The sequence below is a fragment of the Bacillus luti genome, from assembly GCF_001884105.1.
GTDB lineage: Bacteria > Bacillota > Bacilli > Bacillales > Bacillaceae_G > Bacillus_A > Bacillus_A luti.
The window spans coordinates 55924-72718 of sequence record NZ_MACI01000094.1; the positions used below are offsets into that span (position 1 = coordinate 55924).

The window sequence follows — 16795 nt, forward strand, 5'->3', positions numbered from 1 at the left end:
CGTCAGCGGCGAGCTTCTTTTTTTATTTGAATAAAGATTTAACAAAATCAATAATACTAGCGAAGAAATCTTTCACTTTATCTAGGAAGCCTTGACCTTCTTCAGATCCTAAAAAGGCAGAAACGTGTTCTTTTGCTTTATTTAATTGACTGCCAACTTGATTCCAATCGATATTAAGATTTTTCATTTTATCAAATAACGTTACTAAGTTATCTAGTTGTTCATCCGTTAATGTAATGCCAAGTTGATCAGCAATTTTTTTAATTAATGAACGTAAGTCTTCTGTTGTTTTTGGCTGTTCTTTTGCAATTTCTTCTTTAATTTTTGCAACAAGTTGAACTGCTTTTTCTTCGCCGATTTTATCGCCGAGTTGGGCTGTTTGCACCATTTCTTCGTTGGCTACTTTTTTTACTTCCTCAGGAATTTCTTTATTTGATGTCGTCTCATAAGCCTTCATTAACCCTGTTAAAGCAGCAGTTCCCGAAACTTTAAATGGCGCAGTAATTTGAATCTCTGCATCTTTCACACCTGCTGTAATAAGTGCATTTGTGTACATTGCATCTGTTATTGAATTAATGTTTTTCGAACGTACAATAAGGCCAGATCCTGGCTTTGTGTATGTAATCATAGAAGAGGAAATTGCTCGCGTACCAATTTGTGCTTTTGGAACAATTCCATCTAGAAATTTATGTTCTTCCGCATTAGACACAGTAATGATTGTAGCATCTTTTGGTGCTTTCATTTCTTTTAACAGATCTTGTTTTTGTTGTTCAGATAAGTTTTCTCCTAGTGTAACAATTGATTCTCCCTCAATGATGTCTGCAAATGAAGCTGTAGGCATCATAAATACCGTAACAGCTAATAGCAGAGCTAGTAATTTCGTTTTCACGAAAAATCGCTCCCTTTCTCTTTCTGAAATTTTCGGGCAACACAGTTATTATAGTATATATTTCTTATTTGTCACCTAGCTTTTGCCACATTTCAAAAAAGAACGGTGTAGATTGTCGGATTCTTTTTGTTTCTAGTCATGAATGTGGTAATATAATGCTGAGATAGTTGAAAGGAGACATATACGTATGAAAACTTTAGGATACATATTAATGGAAAATGGCGAAAAAATCGATTTAGAATTCTTCCCGGAGGAAGCGCCAAAAACAGTAGAAAACTTTAAAAAATTAGCAGAGCAAGGATTTTATGACGGTGTGACATTCCACCGCGTTATTCCTGGTTTCGTAAGCCAAGGTGGAGACCCAACAGGCACAGGTGCAGGTGGCCCAGGTTACTCTATCCCATGTGAAACTGATGGAAATCCTCATAGACACCTTGTAGGATCACTTTCTATGGCTCATGCTGGCCGTAACACAGGTGGTAGCCAATTCTTTGTTGTTCATGAGCCACAGCCGCATTTAGATGGTGTGCATACTGTATTCGGTAAAGCGACAAGCGGTATTGAAACAGTATTAAACATGCGTCAAGGCGATGTAATGAAAGAAGTTAAAGTTTGGGAAGAATAAGTTATGGGAAAAGAGAGCTTTTGCTCTCTTTTTTATTTTTAAAATAGGAATGGGTATTTCCATTGCGTTACATGATACAAGTAGTACTGTTATTGTTGTTAAAATATATTACTTATGAGAACAAACTTTTAACAAATTACATAGAATACTTTAGATTATATGTTCCAATAAATATTTTTTGTTATATAAATTTTGCTAGAATTACTCTGCTCTAAGGTGAATAGTAATGAAGCGGTAATAAGTAGTGGATGTTTCTTTTAACTTTCATAGAACATTGTCTCTTTTTTTAATTTATTTAGAAAGAAATAGTACTGAAACATATATTTGACTTTCTTCTTTTCACTTTGTATGATTATCAAGTTGTTTTAAGCACTTCTCACTCTGTTGAAAATATTGTAAAATGAATGTGATATGAAAAGAGTGGTTGAGGGGATTAATAGTTTGTAACTTTTGTAAGAAGGGATAAGGGTTATGTTAATTCGTTTTAAAAAAAGTTATGAAAAGATTGCAATGGGGCTTCTCTCATTTATGCCAACAGAAAAAGATGTGAAAACATTACAATTGACTATGAAAGAGTATGAAGCAAAGGATGATTGGCAATTGTATTTGTGGAAACAAAATGAAGATTTTGTTGGGATAATGGGGATTGTAAAAAAAGAGAATCAAGTACTAGAAATTCAGCATTTGAGTGTGAACCCGTCTCACCGTCATATGGGGCTTGGGACGAAGATGGTTCAAGAGTTAAAGAGTAAATTTCTTGAGTTTACAATTTGCGGAAACGAGCAAACAGCAAGTTTTTGCGAAAAGTGTAAAGGGCTTGAACAAAATATACATTCGTGAAAGCAGAGATAAGTATTTTATTATCTCTGCTTTCTTTTTTGTAATTGTTCGTTTCGTTCAGTAATGACTTCTGTTCGATCACGCAATGTATGCTTATGAATGATATATTCACTAGGAGTAGCGTTCACATCTTTCCAAGGAAGGTTTTGTTGCTGACATAATTGCATGCATTCCTTTTCTAATGATGTGTCCGATAAAGGTAAAAATAACGGTGTAAAACTTTCTTTTTTTTGTATAGATTGTACTCTTTCATTGAGTAAGGATAAAAGTTGTGTCTGATTGATTCCTAAACGTTGTAAAGGTGCACTGTTTTTTTCTAAAATTGTGATTGCACTTTTCATCATCTTTGTGGAACCATTCCAGTTAGAGCGTCTTTGATGGTATAAGGAAACTGCAATTTGAATGAGACCAACTAAGTAATGATCACGATTTCCTCTAGGTTTTATTTTCCAATACTCTTCCAGTATTTCATGGCATTCAAAATAATCATAATCTCCGTGAAAATGAATTAAAAATTGTATGTATTCAGTAGGATACATTTTTTTCGCCCCTGTCTAACGGTTATAAATACAAGTGTATCATAGAAATACTAACAATAAACGGCTAGGGGATTTCCCTAGCCGTTATTGTTCATATTAGCAGAAGCAAGCTGCTCCTACAATAATTAGTAAAATAAACAATACAACAAGTAATGCGAACCCACCGCTAAAACCGCAATCAACGTGACCCATAGTTTTTTGACCTCCTACATTGTTCTTACTACACTGTTATCATATGAAGCGATGGGCATGATGACATAGGCATAGGTCTATTTTCAATTAAATTTCTTAAAAAGGTTGGATAGAACATGAGTATGCTCTATACTTATGTTGTTATAGAAAAAATGTGGTGGGATGCTTTGTGCAGTATAATTTTAAAGTAGAGGCTTTTGAAGGGCCTTTAGATTTATTGTTACATTTAATACATCGTTATGAAATTGATATATATAATATTCCTGTAGCGGAAATTACAGAGCAATATTTATCATATGTTCATACGATGAAGGAACTACAATTAGATGTTGCAAGTGAGTATTTAGTAATGGCTGCAACGTTATTACAAATTAAAAGTAAAATGTTGTTGCCGAAACATGAAGAAGATGTACTTGATAACGGTGATGACTTTATAGATGATCCTCGTCAAGAATTGATGGAGAGGTTAATTGAATATAAGAAATATAAGCAAGTTGCTACTGAGTTAAAAGAAAGAGAACAAGAAAGAGCACAGCTATATACACGTCCGCCAATTGATTTTACATCGTTGCAACAAGAAGAGGAGACAAGCTTGCCTCTTGATGTTACGTTATATGATATGCTAGCGGCATTTCAAAAACTAATGCGCCGTAAAAAAGCGAAAAACCCTGTAACGACACGTATAACTCGTCAAGAAATACCAATTGAACAGCGAATGACTGATATTTTAAAGCAGTTAGAAATACAAGGTGGTCGTCAAAGTTTTTATGATTTGTTTGCTGATGATGAACGTGAAATAATGGTTGTAACATTTTTAGCGGTTCTGGAGCTTATGAAAAATCAACAAATCATAATTGAGCAAGAACATAATTTTGATGAAATTTTCGTATCAAGCTCTAATAAATCCGTATAGAGTTGGTATAGAAAAATAAGGTGGAAACATTTTATCTCATGTTACGCTTTAATGTATCGTTTGGAACAAGAAAAGAAATATTGAACCGAACGCATTGACTGTGATTCGGTTTTTTGATGTGTATTTTTATGGAAACCAGGAGAAAGGAGCTTGTAAAATGGATAGAAAAGAACAGAAATCAATTATTGAAGGGCTTTTATTTGTTTCAGGTGATGAAGGGATTTATCCAGAACAAATAGCGAAAGTTCTTGAGATTGAAATGAAAGAAGTAATTGATACTTTAGAAGAGATGCAAAAGGACTGTGAAGAGTCACATCGTGGTTTGCAAATTGTACAGTATGCAAAAGTATATCGTTTTGCAACAAAGAAAGAACATGCTTCGTATTATCAAAAATTAATAGATATTCCAACAGCTGCTTCACTCTCTCAAGCTGCACTTGAAACGTTAGCGATTGTTGCATATCGCCAACCGATTACAAGGACTGAAATGGAAGAGATTAGAGGGGTAAAAACTGATAAGGCGTTACAAACGTTAGTCTCACACTTACTTATAAAAGAAACAGGAAGAGCGGAAGGTCCTGGGCGCCCTATTTTATATGGAACGACGAAAGAATTTTTGGACACATTCGGATTGAAAACATTAGATGATTTACCATCGCTTTCTGAAGAAAACGAGCAAACGAATGAAGCGGATTTATTCTTCGGTTCTTTACAAGAAATATCAAAATAAAAGCTTAGCATTTTGCTAAGCTTTTTTTGTATATCAATTATATCCCGTGCCATACTAAGTGAAAAAAGGAGACGGATTATGAGAGGTATGCGAAGTGTTTTAATATTAGTTGCAGTTTTGTTATGCTTTTCTTTAAATAGTGCATCGGCTAAAAGATATATGATGTCTATTCATGCTGCGTCTCCTTTACATATGCAGCGGCAGCATCTCGGTAAAATGAAAGTGAGTTTTTTAAAAGTTGGGCAAGGGGATGCAACACTTATCACTTTGCCGAATGGACAAACGCTGTTAATAGACGGTGGACCTTATGAAGCAGGAGAGGTCATTATTCAAAAATTAATTGAGAAAGGGATTAATCATTTAGATGTTATTGTCAGTACACATCCTGATATGGACCATATAGGTGGCTTGATTCCGATTGTAGAACAAATGCCAGTTGCACTAATATTAGATAGTGGAAAAACATATAGCTCTTTTACTTATCATACGTATCGGAATCATATTAAAAAAAGAGGAATACCATTTGTATCAGTAAAAGAAGGACAATACATACCGCTAGATCCGCATGTTTCCATACAAGTATTAAACAATGGGACATCAAAAGATGAAAATAATGAATCTTCCATCGTGTTAAAGGTACGATATGGAAAAGCAGATTTTTTATTAATGGGTGATGCAGATGTGCGGACGGAACATGAAATATTAAAGCAATTTGATGTACATGCGGATGTGTTAAAGGTGGGACATCATGGCTCATATACTTCAACAAGTGAAATGTTTATAAAAAAAGTAGAACCACAGTTCGCTATTCTTTCATATGGGAGCAGTAATCCGTATGGACATCCACACCAAAGTGTAGTAAGACGATTAAGACAGCATGGTATAATGATATATGGAACAAATAAACGTACAGTAGAAATGGAAACTGACGGTGAACATATTACAATAGGCTCTAGTGGATTAATGCCTTTACTTAAGTAATTAATATTAATGGTGGATATTGCCCCTTTTTGGAAAAAATGAATAACATATATTATAATTGTGAGACACAAAAGAAGTTTCCTTTTTTGGTAAACAAAGAGGAAATTTCTTTAGAATGTATAGACAACTACTCGTGCATATATTAAGATGGAATTAGGCGAATAAGGTAATAATAACAAGTAGGTATTTAATGGGAAAGGATCGATGAAAATGAAAACGCAAGTTGTCATCAATGCCAAGATTTATACAGGTCAAGAAGTAGTGGAAAACGGATTTATTCGTTACGCAGAAACAATTAAAGAAATTGGTTTGATGGCTCAGTACGTACCACAAGAAAATGAAACTGTTTTTGATGCTACAGGGAAGATTGTTATTCCAGGTATGATTGATGTTCATATTCACGGTGGATACGATATTGATGCGATGGATGCAAATAGCGATGGGTTAGTAACTCTAGGTAAAGAAATGTTAAAAGAAGGAGTTACAACTTACTTCCCAACAACAATGACACAAGCTCCAGAGGCGATCGAAGCGGCGTTAAGTGCTGCGAAGGAAGCGAAAGAAAAAGGAGCACATTTCGAATATATTCACTTAGAAGGCCCATATGTTTCAAAAAAACGTGCAGGTGCACAACCACTTGAACATATTGTTCCTGCGGATATTGAACAATTTAAACAATGGCAGGAAGCAAGCGGGAATCTAATTAAATTAGTAACGTATGCACCAGAAGAAGAAGGCGCATTAGAGTTTGAACAGTATCTTGCTGAAACGGGTGTTGTTGGCACAATGGGCCATACAGATGCAATTGATGCGCAACTAAAAAATAGAAACATTACACATGCAACGCATTTATACAATCAAATGCGTGGATTACATCACCGTGAACCAGGAGTTGTTGGTCATGTGTTATTAAATCCAGATGTAATGGTTGAAGTAATTACAGATGGTATTCACATTCACCCTGATATGGTGAAATTAGCATATAAATTAAAAGGACCGAAAAAAGTAAGTGTTATTACTGACGCAATGCGTGCGAAAGGTCTTGAAGATGGATTATATGAGCTTGGCGGACAGCCAGTACATGTAAAAGATGGTAGTGCTCGATTAGAAGATGGAACGTTAGCTGGTAGTATTCTAAAAATGGATCAAGCTTTCCGAAATGTAATTGAATTTACAGGTTGTTCAATCGAAGATGCAGTGCTGATGACATCAGTGAACCAAGCAGAAGAGTTTGGATTAAATAATAAAGGTGCATTAGCGGTAGGAAAAGATGCAGACTTTGTTGTGATGAATGAAGATTTACATGTATATGATACGGTTCGTTTAGGAATTCATATGAAGGAAGGGAAGTAATTAAATGAATATTCTTGTTGTAAAAACTCCAGAAGAATTAGCAGAAGCAGGTTATAAATTAATTGAAGAAGTTGTAAAAACAAAAGAAAATCCAACATTAGGAATGGCTACAGGAAGCTCTCCATTAGGTATTTATGCAGAAATGCGAAAAAATAAACTTGATACAAGCCATACAACCACTGTAAACTTAGATGAGTACGTAAATTTACCACATGAAGATAAAAACAGCTATCACTATTTCATGCAAGAACAGTTGTTTGATCATCTTCCATTTAAACAAACTTATGTACCAAACGGGATGGCAAGTGATTTAGAGGAAGAGTGCAAACGTTACGAGAGCATTCTAGCTGCTAACCCAGTTGACCTACAGATTCTTGGAATCGGTGAAAACGGTCACATCGGATTTAACGAGCCAGGAACATCGTTTAATTCTCCAACGAACATTGTTGAATTAACAGAATCTACACGCCAAGCAAACCTTCGTTTCTTCGAAAAAGAAGAAGATGTGCCAACTCATGCGATTACAATGGGAATAGGAAGTATTATGAAAGCGAAACAAATTCTACTTGTTGCTATGGGTTCTAAAAAGGCGGAAGCTGTTAAAGAGTTATTACAAGGCGAATATAATGAAGCGTGTCCTGCTACAGTTTTACAACGTCATCCGAATGTAACCGTAATTGCTGATCAAGAAGCTCTATCTTTATGCAGTGAGGCGATTGCTGATGAACATCGACAAGTATTCACCATTTCCGATCTATTATCAGATTCAAGAGTGGGTGAAACAGCTAATTGAGGACGGCGAATGGAAGCCGGGAGATAAAATCCCATCTGAGAATGAACTTTGTGATAAGTTCGAAGTGAGTCGTATGACAATCAGACAGGCGATTAATAATTTAGTGGAACAAGGCTATTTATATCGGAAGCGTGGAATTGGAACGTTTGTTCAACTTCCGAAAGTAGAGCAAAAATTGCAAGGAATGACGGGATTTACAGAAGATATGATTTCTCGCGGGATGAACCCAAGTAGTCAATTACTTAGTTTCCGCCTAGTTCCAGCTACTGCGAAAATAGCAGACCGGCTTAGAATACAGGAGGGAGAATCGGTTTATGAAGTAAGGCGTATTCGCTTAGCTGATGATGAGCCGATTGCTTTTGAGACGACATATTTGTCGCCAGCTCTTGTAAAGGATATTAACGAAGAAATATTGCAACAATCTTTATATGAACATTTAGAGAAAAAACTGGGCTTTAAGCTTGTTAGCGCTACTCAATCAATTGAAGCTTCAATTGCAACGGATAGTGAAGCGGAACATCTGCATATTCCTAAAAAGGCGCCTGTACTTGTAATGCGTCAATGGTCATATTCAGAAGGTGAGATACCGTTAGAGTATGTGAAATGTATTTATCGTGGGGATCGTTATAAATTTATTACAAACATCGCACGTAACAAATAATATATTTCAGTTTGTGAAGTACAGTAAATTTAAAATTGTTAAACATGTAAAGAAATAAAAATACGACTCATCCTTATAAGGAGTGAGTCGTATTTTTATTATGAGCAATCACGTGGTTAACGGCATCTTTAACCGCATCTACTACATAGTGAGCGTGTTTTTTTACTGCGTCATCTGCTTGAGACATAGCAAAACTGTGAGGAGTTAAAGAAAACATTGGAATATCATTGTAAGAATCGCCTATGCAAGCAACTTCCTCTGGTTGTAATTGAAATTCTTTTAATAAAACAGAAATAGCAGAACCTTTACTAATATTTGGTGGCATTACATCTAAACATTGTTCTGCGGAAATGAACGTACTAACTTTTCCATGGAATTTTTCATCAATCTTTTTCTGAAGGAGTTGTAAGCTTTCTTTTGTTCCTCCAACAGAAATTTTATTTGGAAAAATTGTATCATCTATTTTCTGTAATAAATTAGGTTCTTCAACAGAAGTCATAGTTACTTGTTGTTCAAGTTCATGAATAAACGGTGTTTTCTCTTCAATGTAATAATTATGCTCATCACTTACATAACGGAAATAAGGATCTTCATTTGTCATTGCTAGCAAATCAGGTAAAATACTCGAATCGAATGTTGCAGATAATAGTTGCTTATTTTCGTACGTATATACGAAAACACCATTTACACTAATGCGATGGAAATTTGTATTTACAGCTTGCATTAAATTTGCAATTTCATTATCAAGTCGTCCAGAAGCGAAACAAAGAATCACATTTTGCTCAGCTAGACTACGAAGTGCAACGATATCTTGTTCGTCAATTAGCCCTCCGTGTTGCATCATTGTACCATCGATATCACTCACAAACATTTTTATCATATTGCGGTCTCCTTTCTATGTACAGTTGCCCTTACATTATACGCATCATGTACAAACATGTCTAAAAAATGAATTTTTATTAAATGGTAGATGTTTTACATTGACGACAAATAAGAATGTTCTGTAACATAAAAGCAGGCTATTTAAGTACGAGGGTGGTGTTATATGAGTAATTATCTAGAAATTAAAAAAGTTTTAAATAACAATGTTATCATTGCTAGCCATCCCGAACACGAGGAAGTAGTGGTGATTGGTAAAGGGATTGGCTTTGGGAAAAAAGCGAAAGATGTATTGGAGCAAGAACAAATTGAAAAAATGTTTGTTTTAAAAAATGAACGTGATCGTGAACAATATAAATTGTTAGTACCGCATGTGAGTGAAAAATTAATTGAACTAATGAACGACATTATGTTTTATATTCAAGAAAAGGCAAAGTCGCCATTAAATGAACATATTCACATCGCTTTAACAGATCATATTTCTTTTGCGATTAAGCGGTTAAAACAAGGACTCACAATTGATAATCCTTTTTTAGTTGAAACGAAAATGCTATATCCAGAGGAATATGAAATCGCTGAAGGTGTTGTAGACCTTTTAAATTCTCGTTTGCAAATTACATTGCCAGAAGGAGAAATTGGTTTTATTGCACTTCATATTTACAGTTCACTTACAAATTCAGATTTATCTTCAGTTAATCAAAACTCCCGTCTCATTGCACAGCTTGTATCTTTAATTGAGACAAACTTACAAATTACATTAGATCAAGAAAGTATTCATTATTTACGCCTTATTCGTCATTTGCAATATGCTATTGAACGAGTGAAAAAAGGGGAAAAGGTAGAGGAGTCACAAAGTTTTGCAGATTTATTAAAAGCAGAATATCCAATTTGTTATAATTTAGCTTGGAAGCTAGTTAAGGTCATGCAAAAAGAATTACGACTGCCTGTATATGAAGCAGAGAGTATATACTTAACAATGCACTTGCAACGATTAGTGAAAGCGGAGCATGTGTAAAAAGACATATATTCTTGTCTAAAATGAAAACGTTAGAAAAAATCATTGAATCGCTTACAATAGTTATGTATAATAACTATTGCAAAGTTATACATTTTTCGACAAACACATTAAGGTGAGTAACGAAAACGTTTGCCTTAATTATAGTGAAATTATACGTAAACCTATTTTTGACACGTGTTACTGATTCGATCAGGCATGAGTGGAGAAAAGTAAGGAATGTAAGCTAGAGAAAGGGATATACTACCCTTTGTATAGCTATCGTTCTATCTTTTTTTCCTCATGCCTTTTTGGCGTTTGTCGAAAAGTATCAATATAGATAAGAGAGGAAGGGTTTCCATGTTTAAGAAGATCTTTGGTGTTCTTCAAAAAGTCGGAAAAGCGCTTATGCTTCCAGTAGCGATTTTACCGGCAGCAGGTATTTTACTTGGATTTGGTAATGCGTTTCAAAATCCACAGTTAACAAATGTTATTCCTGCTTTAAAAGCAGATTGGTTCGTAATGGTTGCCAAAATTATGGAACAATCTGGTGATATTATTTTCGCTAACCTTGCATTATTATTCGCAGTTGGGGTAGCAATTGGTTTAGCTGGTGGAGACGGAGTAGCAGGTTTAGCAGCGTTCGTCGGCTACTTAATTATGAACAAAACGATGAGTGTGTTCTTAGAAGTAGATAAGTTAGTGAAAGTAACAAGTTCTGGAGCAGATCCAGTGAAGATTGGATTTGCAGATCCTGCATATGCCAATGTATTAGGAATTCCAACACTGCAAACAGGAGTATTTGGTGGTATTATCGTCGGTATAGTAGCGGCATATTGTTACAATAAATACTTCAATATTGAATTACCATCATACTTAGGTTTCTTTGCAGGTAAGCGTTTCGTACCGATCGCAACTGCAACATTCTCATTAGTAGTCGGTATTATCATGTGTTTCGTTTGGCCATACATTCAAGGTGGCTTAAATACGTTCTCACATCAAATGATTGATGCAAATAGAACGTTAGCAGCATTTATTTTCGGTTTAATTGAACGTTCATTAATTCCATTTGGACTACATCACATTTTCTATTCACCATTCTGGTTCGAATTCGGTCAGTATACAAATGCAGCTGGCGAATTAATCCGTGGTGACCAAAAAATCTTTATGGCACAGTTAAAAGATGGTGTAGAATTAACAGCAGGTACATTTACAACTGGTAAGTATCCGTTCATGATGTTCGGTCTTCCAGCAGCAGCTTTAGCAATGTACCATGAAGCACGTCCAGAAAACAAAAAATTAGCAGCTGGTATTTTAGGTTCTGCTGCATTAACATCTTTCTTAACAGGTATTACAGAGCCACTTGAATTTTCATTCTTATTCGTAGCACCAGTACTATTCGGAATTCACGCAGTATTCGCTGGTCTATCATTTATGACAATGCAAATTTTAGGTGTTAAAATTGGTATGACATTCTCTGGTGGTTTAATCGACTTTATGTTATTCGGTGTACTACCAGGCCGTACAGCATGGTGGTGGGTAATTATTGTTGGTCTTGTACTAGCAGTTATTTACTACTTCGGATTCCGCTTTGCAATCCGTAAATGGGATTTAAAAACACCTGGTCGTGAAGTAGCAAATGCAAATGACGGCGCAGGAAAAACAGAAGCTGGTGAACTTCCTCGTGAAGTATTAGTGGCACTTGGTGGTAAAGAAAACATTGCTTCTTTAGACGCTTGTATTACTCGTTTACGTGTTCAAGTTAACGAACAAAAGAATGTAAACAAAGATCGTTTAAAAGAGCTTGGAGCAGCTGGTGTACTTGAAGTTGGAAATAACATTCAAGCAATCTTTGGACCGAAATCTGACACATTAAAATCACAAATTCATGATATTATGTCAGGTCGTACACCTCATGTTGAAAAAGAAGAGCCTGTAAAAGTAGAGGAAGCTCCTCAAAAAGTTGATGAAAACGAAACAATCGTTTCACCAATTGAAGGAAAAATCTTACCGATTACAGAAGTACCTGATCAAGTATTCTCAGGAAAAATGATGGGAGACGGATTCGCAATTGAACCAACGGAAGGAACAGTAGTTTCTCCAGTTAACGGTGAGATTGTTAACGTATTCCCTACAAAGCATGCGATTGGTATTCAATCTGAAGGCGGAAAAGAAATTTTAATCCACTTCGGTATTGATACTGTAAAATTAAATGGTGAAGGTTTTGAAGCACTTGTAGCACAAGGTGATAAAGTGAAACAAGGACAACCATTATTAAAAGTGGATCTTGCATTTGTAAAAGAAAATGCACCATCTATCATTACACCTATTGTCTTTACGAATTTAGAACAAGGACAACAAGTTGAATTGAAAAAAGATGGAAATGTTAAGAAGGGCGAAAACGCTATTATTGACATTCAGTAGGAATTTGACGCAAAATGTTTATAATTATAATAGGCGATGTGGTTGACCGAACATCGCCTATTATATACAATAGATGATGTAGTACTCACGTCTATACAACTAAAAAAATACGTAATTTAAAGGAGATAAATTATCATGGAAAAAATCTTTAAAGTAACTAGCGACTCAGGAATTCATGCTCGTCCAGCAACTCTACTTGTAAACACTGCAAGCAAATTTGGTTCTGACATTAACTTAGAGTATAACGGAAAGAACGTTAACTTAAAATCAATCATGGGCGTTATGTCTTTAGGCATTCAACAAAACGCAGAAATTAAAATCACTGCAAATGGTGATGATGCAGCTCAAGCACTAGCAGCTATCGAAGAAACTATGAAAAACGAAGGATTAGGAGAATAATGACTCTTAACATTCAAGGGATCGCTGCATCAAGTGGGATTGCGATTGCAAAGGCTTTCAGACTTGAGAATCCTGAATTTAACATTGAAAAGAAATCAATTACAAACGAAGCTGCAGAAATTGCACGCTTAGACGCTGCGCTTGAGAAAGCAAAAACTGAATTAGAAGCTATTAAGGACCACGCTTTTGCTGAGCTAGGTGCTGATAAAGCTGCGATCTTTGAAGCACATTTATTAGTGTTAAATGATCCAGAATTAGTAAACCCAGTAAAAGATAAAGTAAATAGTGAAAAAGTAAATGCTGAATTTGCAATGGATGAAGTTGCATCAATGTTCATTTCTATGTTTGAGAACATGGATAACGAATATATGAAAGAACGTGCTGCGGACATTCGTGACGTAACAAAACGCGTTCTTGCACATTTACTAGGAATTAACTTCTCAAATCCTGGTACAATTTCTGAAGAAGTAATCATTATTGCTGAAGATTTAACACCATCTGATACAGCTCAGTTAAACCGTAAGTATGCAAAAGGTTTCACAACTGATATCGGTGGACGTACATCTCACTCTGCAATTATGGCTCGTTCTATGGAAATTCCTGCTGTTGTTGGTACGAAAGTTGTTATGGAGAAAATCCAAAACGGCGATATCGTTATCATTGACGGTTTAGATGGAGAAGTAATTGTAAACCCATCTGAAGAAACTCTTCGTTCTTTTGAAGAAAAGAAAGCGAAATTTGAAGAGCAAAAAACTGAATGGGCTAAATTAAAAGACCAAGCTACTGTAACAAGCGATGGACATCACGTTGAGCTTGTTGCAAATATCGGAACACCAAATGATGTACAAGGTATTATCGATAATGGCGGAGAAGGCGTTGGTTTATACCGTACAGAATTCTTATACATGGGCCGTGACAATCTTCCAACAGAAGAAGAACAGTTCGAAGCGTATAAAGCAGTTCTTGAAGGTGTAAAAGAAGGTCAACCAGTCGTTGTTCGTACACTTGACATCGGTGGAGATAAAGAGCTTCCATACTTACATTTACCAAAAGAAATGAACCCATTCTTAGGATACCGTGCAATTCGCTTATGTCTTGATGAGCAAGATGTGTTCCGTACACAACTTCGTGCATTACTTCGTGCTAGCGTATACGGTAACTTAAAAATTATGTTCCCAATGATTGCAACTCTTGATGAGTTCCGTCAAGCGAAAGCAATCTTATTAGAAGAGAAAGCGAAACTTGTAGAAGCGGGTACTACTGTTTCTGATTCTATTGAAGTTGGTATGATGGTTGAAATCCCAGCTTCAGCAGTATTAGCGGATCAATTCGCAAAAGAAGTTGATTTCTTCTCTATCGGAACGAATGATTTAATCCAGTACACAATGGCTGCAGACCGTATGAACGAACAAGTATCTTACTTATACCAACCATATAACCCATCAATTTTACGTCTTGTAAAAATGGTTATCGATGCTGCTCATAAAGAAGGCAAATGGGCTGGTATGTGTGGTGAGATGGCGGGAGATTCACTTGCTATCCCATTATTATTAGGATTAGGTTTAGATGAGTTCAGTATGAGTGCAACATCTATTCTTCCTGCAAGAACACAACTAAGCAAGTTGTCAAAAGCAGAAATGGAAACATTAGCAGAAAAGGCATTAATGATGTCAACTGCTGAAGAAGTTGTTGAACTAGTTAAAAGCATATAATCAATAAAAAAACCTGAGTCGATTTGAAATCGGTCTCAGGTTTTTTCTATGAGAAAAGTAAATCTTATTTTCTTACTATAGAGGATAAGGGACAGAATTAGATAGCGATAGCAACGATGTCAGTTGGGCATACACGTAAAATACCAGTAAAAGTATTTCGATTTTGGTTGTTCTTATCGTCTTTATTGTTATCTTTGTTATCGTTATTACGAGCTAAAGCAGAGAAAAGAGCAACACCGTTAGCGAAACCTTCAAAAATTACATTGTTGAAAGTGCCGTTACCTCTAATGCTTAAAAGAGAAAGCTCTGTTCCAACTGAAATGCTAGCAAGTACGTTACATACAGCTGGTTGTTGTGGTCTAACTACTTCTTTCTCTTTCTCTTTCTCATGATGTCTGCACTCTCTTTCATGATGATGACAGTCTCTAAAGTTATCACAGCATCCAAATGATCCAAACATAATCCTCATCACCCCCTTCACACTTATAATCTATGTAAGTTCGGTAGTGAGTGACTGGACAGAGAGTGGAATTTTTTCTAGGGTATTTTCTCATTTTAAAAGACTAGCTGGGTATTTAGTACGGAATGATGTTTAAAATAGGACAAATATCATAAAAAAAGTGTAAAGACCACCAAAATGAATGAATTAGTCTTTACACTTTTTTGCTTTTATATAAAACGATAATATATACAGGAAGAGCTAACAGTAATGGTGCAATGGATCGAGCAGTATGTTTTTCTGCTTCTAATTGGAACGCTTCTTCTTTTGGGAATTGTAACACTGATATGTTTGCAGCATCGCCAATAAAATATAGAAGTAGTACAGTCACTATGTAACTTAAAAGTGCGATAAAGCTTCCGTATGAACTCAATGAAAATCCCTCTCTTGTTATCTATTTGTTATCATTGTATCATAATTGTAACAAAAACACACGGTTATATTTCATTGTTTTAACAAATTTCGACATGAAACGCCATATATGTATATAAGAATGGCATAAGTTTTACTGTTTCTATATGTGTAGATGCCGAATAATCCATATTAATATTACGGATGTGTAACAGAATATAAAAAAACGAAGGTAATGAAATTACCTTCGTTTTTATCCCGCTATTTGTTGGGAGATAACTGTCCGATTAGTGAAGACTAATAATTAGTAGGGAACCCCACTGATTAAAGTTTCACTTTATTATTTCGCCCATTCACTCACTTGTTCTACGCTCATTCGTGGGGCAGGATGGCCTTTTAAAGTTGATTCACCAATTGTAATAAGCATAATTGGTACGTATCGAGATGAAACATTGAATTCTTCTGTAAGTGCTTGAGGATTGAACCCACCAATAGCACAAGTATCCCAGCCAGTTGCTTTAGCTGCAAGCATAAGTTGCATTGCTGCTAAAGATGCGTTTGAAAAGGCAGCATCTCTTGGGAATTGTTCACGAGCATATGCAGATTCAATATTATTAGCTAAACGTTCTTTTGCTTCTTCTTTCATAAACCCTTGTTCTACAATTGGACCATACACTGGTTCAACATTTTTATAAGCTTCTAAATCACCTAAAATGGCAACTACTGCAGAAGCATCAAGAATTTGTTGTTGGTTATAAGCAACTGGGTGCAATCGTTTTTGTACATCTTCGCCTTGGAAAACGAGGAATTTCCAGTGTTGTAAATTCCAAGCAGAAGGTGCTTGGGCAGCTGCTTTTAAAATTTCGTGTAACTCTGAAGATGAAATTTCTTTTTCAGGGTTGAATGCACGTGTAGATGTGCGTTCATATAGAACGTTAAAAAAGTTGTCGTTTGTCATTATATATCCTCCGAATTATATATCAAATATATTCTACTTACATTTTGTAAGTTATCGAACTTA

19 protein-coding genes are annotated in these 16795 nt (G+C 35.5%); 12 read left to right on the forward strand and 7 right to left on the reverse strand.

The genetic code is table 11. The annotated features are described in order from the left end of the window. Window positions 1-22: 22 nt before the first annotated feature. Complete coding sequence (locus BAQ48_RS24255; protein WP_071713116.1) at window positions 23-889, reverse strand: DUF1002 domain-containing protein; 867 nt, start codon at window positions 887-889, stop codon at window positions 23-25. Between the two features lie 187 nt (window positions 890-1076). Here BAQ48_RS24255 and BAQ48_RS24260 point away from each other — a divergent pair, with 187 nt between their 5' ends. Then, complete coding sequence (locus tag BAQ48_RS24260; RefSeq protein ID WP_000853785.1) at window positions 1077-1514, forward strand: peptidylprolyl isomerase; 438 nt, start codon at window positions 1077-1079, stop codon at window positions 1512-1514. Window positions 1515-1985: 471 nt separating this feature from the next. Then, on the forward strand, window positions 1986-2354 hold the full coding sequence (gene ribT, locus BAQ48_RS24265; RefSeq protein ID WP_000908402.1) for a GNAT family N-acetyltransferase RibT: 369 nt from the start codon (window positions 1986-1988) through the stop codon (window positions 2352-2354). A 20-nt stretch (window positions 2355-2374) separates the two neighbouring features. Here the strand turns inward: ribT and BAQ48_RS24270 are convergent, their stop codons facing one another. Next, window positions 2375-2893, reverse strand: coding sequence for a DUF309 domain-containing protein (locus BAQ48_RS24270; protein WP_000283576.1), 519 nt, complete (start codon window positions 2891-2893; stop codon window positions 2375-2377). A gap of 96 nt (window positions 2894-2989) precedes the next feature. Then, complete coding sequence (locus BAQ48_RS24275) at window positions 2990-3085, reverse strand: YjcZ family sporulation protein (protein ID WP_000510194.1); 96 nt, start codon at window positions 3083-3085, stop codon at window positions 2990-2992. A gap of 169 nt (window positions 3086-3254) precedes the next feature. On the opposite strand from BAQ48_RS24275, the gene scpA reads away from it, so the two are divergent. The 6 genes from scpA to BAQ48_RS24310 all read left to right on the forward strand — a co-directional run bounded on the left by scpA (window position 3255) and on the right by BAQ48_RS24310 (window position 8516). Further along, on the forward strand, window positions 3255-3998 hold the full coding sequence (gene scpA / locus BAQ48_RS24280) for a segregation/condensation protein A (RefSeq protein WP_001199763.1): 744 nt from the start codon (window positions 3255-3257) through the stop codon (window positions 3996-3998). A gap of 157 nt (window positions 3999-4155) precedes the next feature. Then, the gene (scpB, locus tag BAQ48_RS24290) at window positions 4156-4728 is read left to right on the forward strand and encodes a segregation/condensation protein ScpB (protein ID WP_000375165.1); all 573 of its coding nucleotides are present in this window, start codon (window positions 4156-4158) and stop codon (window positions 4726-4728) included. 78 nt (window positions 4729-4806) lie between these two features. After that, window positions 4807-5709, forward strand: coding sequence for a ComEC/Rec2 family competence protein (locus BAQ48_RS24295; protein ID WP_071713117.1), 903 nt, complete (start codon window positions 4807-4809; stop codon window positions 5707-5709). Window positions 5710-5919: 210 nt separating this feature from the next. After that, window positions 5920-7062: an N-acetylglucosamine-6-phosphate deacetylase gene (gene nagA / locus BAQ48_RS24300; protein ID WP_071713170.1), complete on the forward strand. Its 1143-nt coding sequence runs from the start codon at window positions 5920-5922 to the stop codon at window positions 7060-7062. Between the two features lie 4 nt (window positions 7063-7066). Then, the gene (gene nagB, locus BAQ48_RS24305; RefSeq protein WP_001024203.1) at window positions 7067-7855 is read left to right on the forward strand and encodes a glucosamine-6-phosphate deaminase; all 789 of its coding nucleotides are present in this window, start codon (window positions 7067-7069) and stop codon (window positions 7853-7855) included. Then, window positions 7785-8516 (forward strand): GntR family transcriptional regulator, encoded by a 732-nt coding sequence (locus BAQ48_RS24310; protein ID WP_071713118.1) that lies wholly within the window; start codon window positions 7785-7787, stop codon window positions 8514-8516. Before nagB ends, BAQ48_RS24310 begins: the two co-directional genes overlap by 71 nt. Before the next feature lie 73 nt (window positions 8517-8589). Here the strand turns inward: BAQ48_RS24310 and BAQ48_RS24315 are convergent, their stop codons facing one another. Further along, window positions 8590-9396 carry a Cof-type HAD-IIB family hydrolase gene (locus BAQ48_RS24315; RefSeq protein WP_071713119.1) on the reverse strand — a complete coding sequence of 269 codons (807 nt, stop codon included), beginning with the start codon at window positions 9394-9396 and terminating at the stop codon, window positions 8590-8592. A 165-nt stretch (window positions 9397-9561) separates the two neighbouring features. On the opposite strand from BAQ48_RS24315, the gene glcT reads away from it, so the two are divergent. From glcT to ptsP, 4 genes are all read left to right on the forward strand, one after another. Then, window positions 9562-10410, forward strand: a complete 849-nt coding sequence (gene glcT / locus BAQ48_RS24320; RefSeq protein ID WP_071713120.1) for a glucose PTS transporter transcription antiterminator GlcT — start codon at window positions 9562-9564, stop codon at window positions 10408-10410. Window positions 10411-10749: 339 nt separating this feature from the next. Then, on the forward strand, window positions 10750-12813 hold the full coding sequence (ptsG, locus tag BAQ48_RS24325; RefSeq protein WP_071713121.1) for a PTS glucose transporter subunit IIABC: 2064 nt from the start codon (window positions 10750-10752) through the stop codon (window positions 12811-12813). A 135-nt stretch (window positions 12814-12948) separates the two neighbouring features. Beyond that, window positions 12949-13212: a phosphocarrier protein HPr gene (gene ptsH, locus BAQ48_RS24330; RefSeq protein ID WP_000411080.1), complete on the forward strand. Its 264-nt coding sequence runs from the start codon at window positions 12949-12951 to the stop codon at window positions 13210-13212. Beyond that, complete coding sequence (gene ptsP / locus BAQ48_RS24335) at window positions 13212-14924, forward strand: phosphoenolpyruvate--protein phosphotransferase (protein WP_000174216.1); 1713 nt, start codon at window positions 13212-13214, stop codon at window positions 14922-14924. Before ptsH ends, ptsP begins: the two co-directional genes overlap by 1 nt. Window positions 14925-15021: 97 nt before the next feature. On the opposite strand, the gene BAQ48_RS24340 is transcribed toward ptsP, so the two are convergent. The 3 genes from BAQ48_RS24340 to BAQ48_RS24350 form a co-directional block, all read right to left on the reverse strand. After that, window positions 15022-15384: a DUF3915 domain-containing protein gene (locus BAQ48_RS24340; protein WP_071713122.1), complete on the reverse strand. Its 363-nt coding sequence runs from the start codon at window positions 15382-15384 to the stop codon at window positions 15022-15024. Window positions 15385-15577: 193 nt separating this feature from the next. Then, window positions 15578-15796, reverse strand: coding sequence for a hypothetical protein (locus tag BAQ48_RS24345; RefSeq protein ID WP_000100490.1), 219 nt, complete (start codon window positions 15794-15796; stop codon window positions 15578-15580). Between the two features lie 318 nt (window positions 15797-16114). Next, a complete protein-coding gene (locus tag BAQ48_RS24350) occupies window positions 16115-16732 on the reverse strand; it encodes a nitroreductase family protein (protein WP_071713123.1) in 618 nt (205 codons plus the stop codon). Window positions 16733-16795 lie beyond the last annotated feature (63 nt).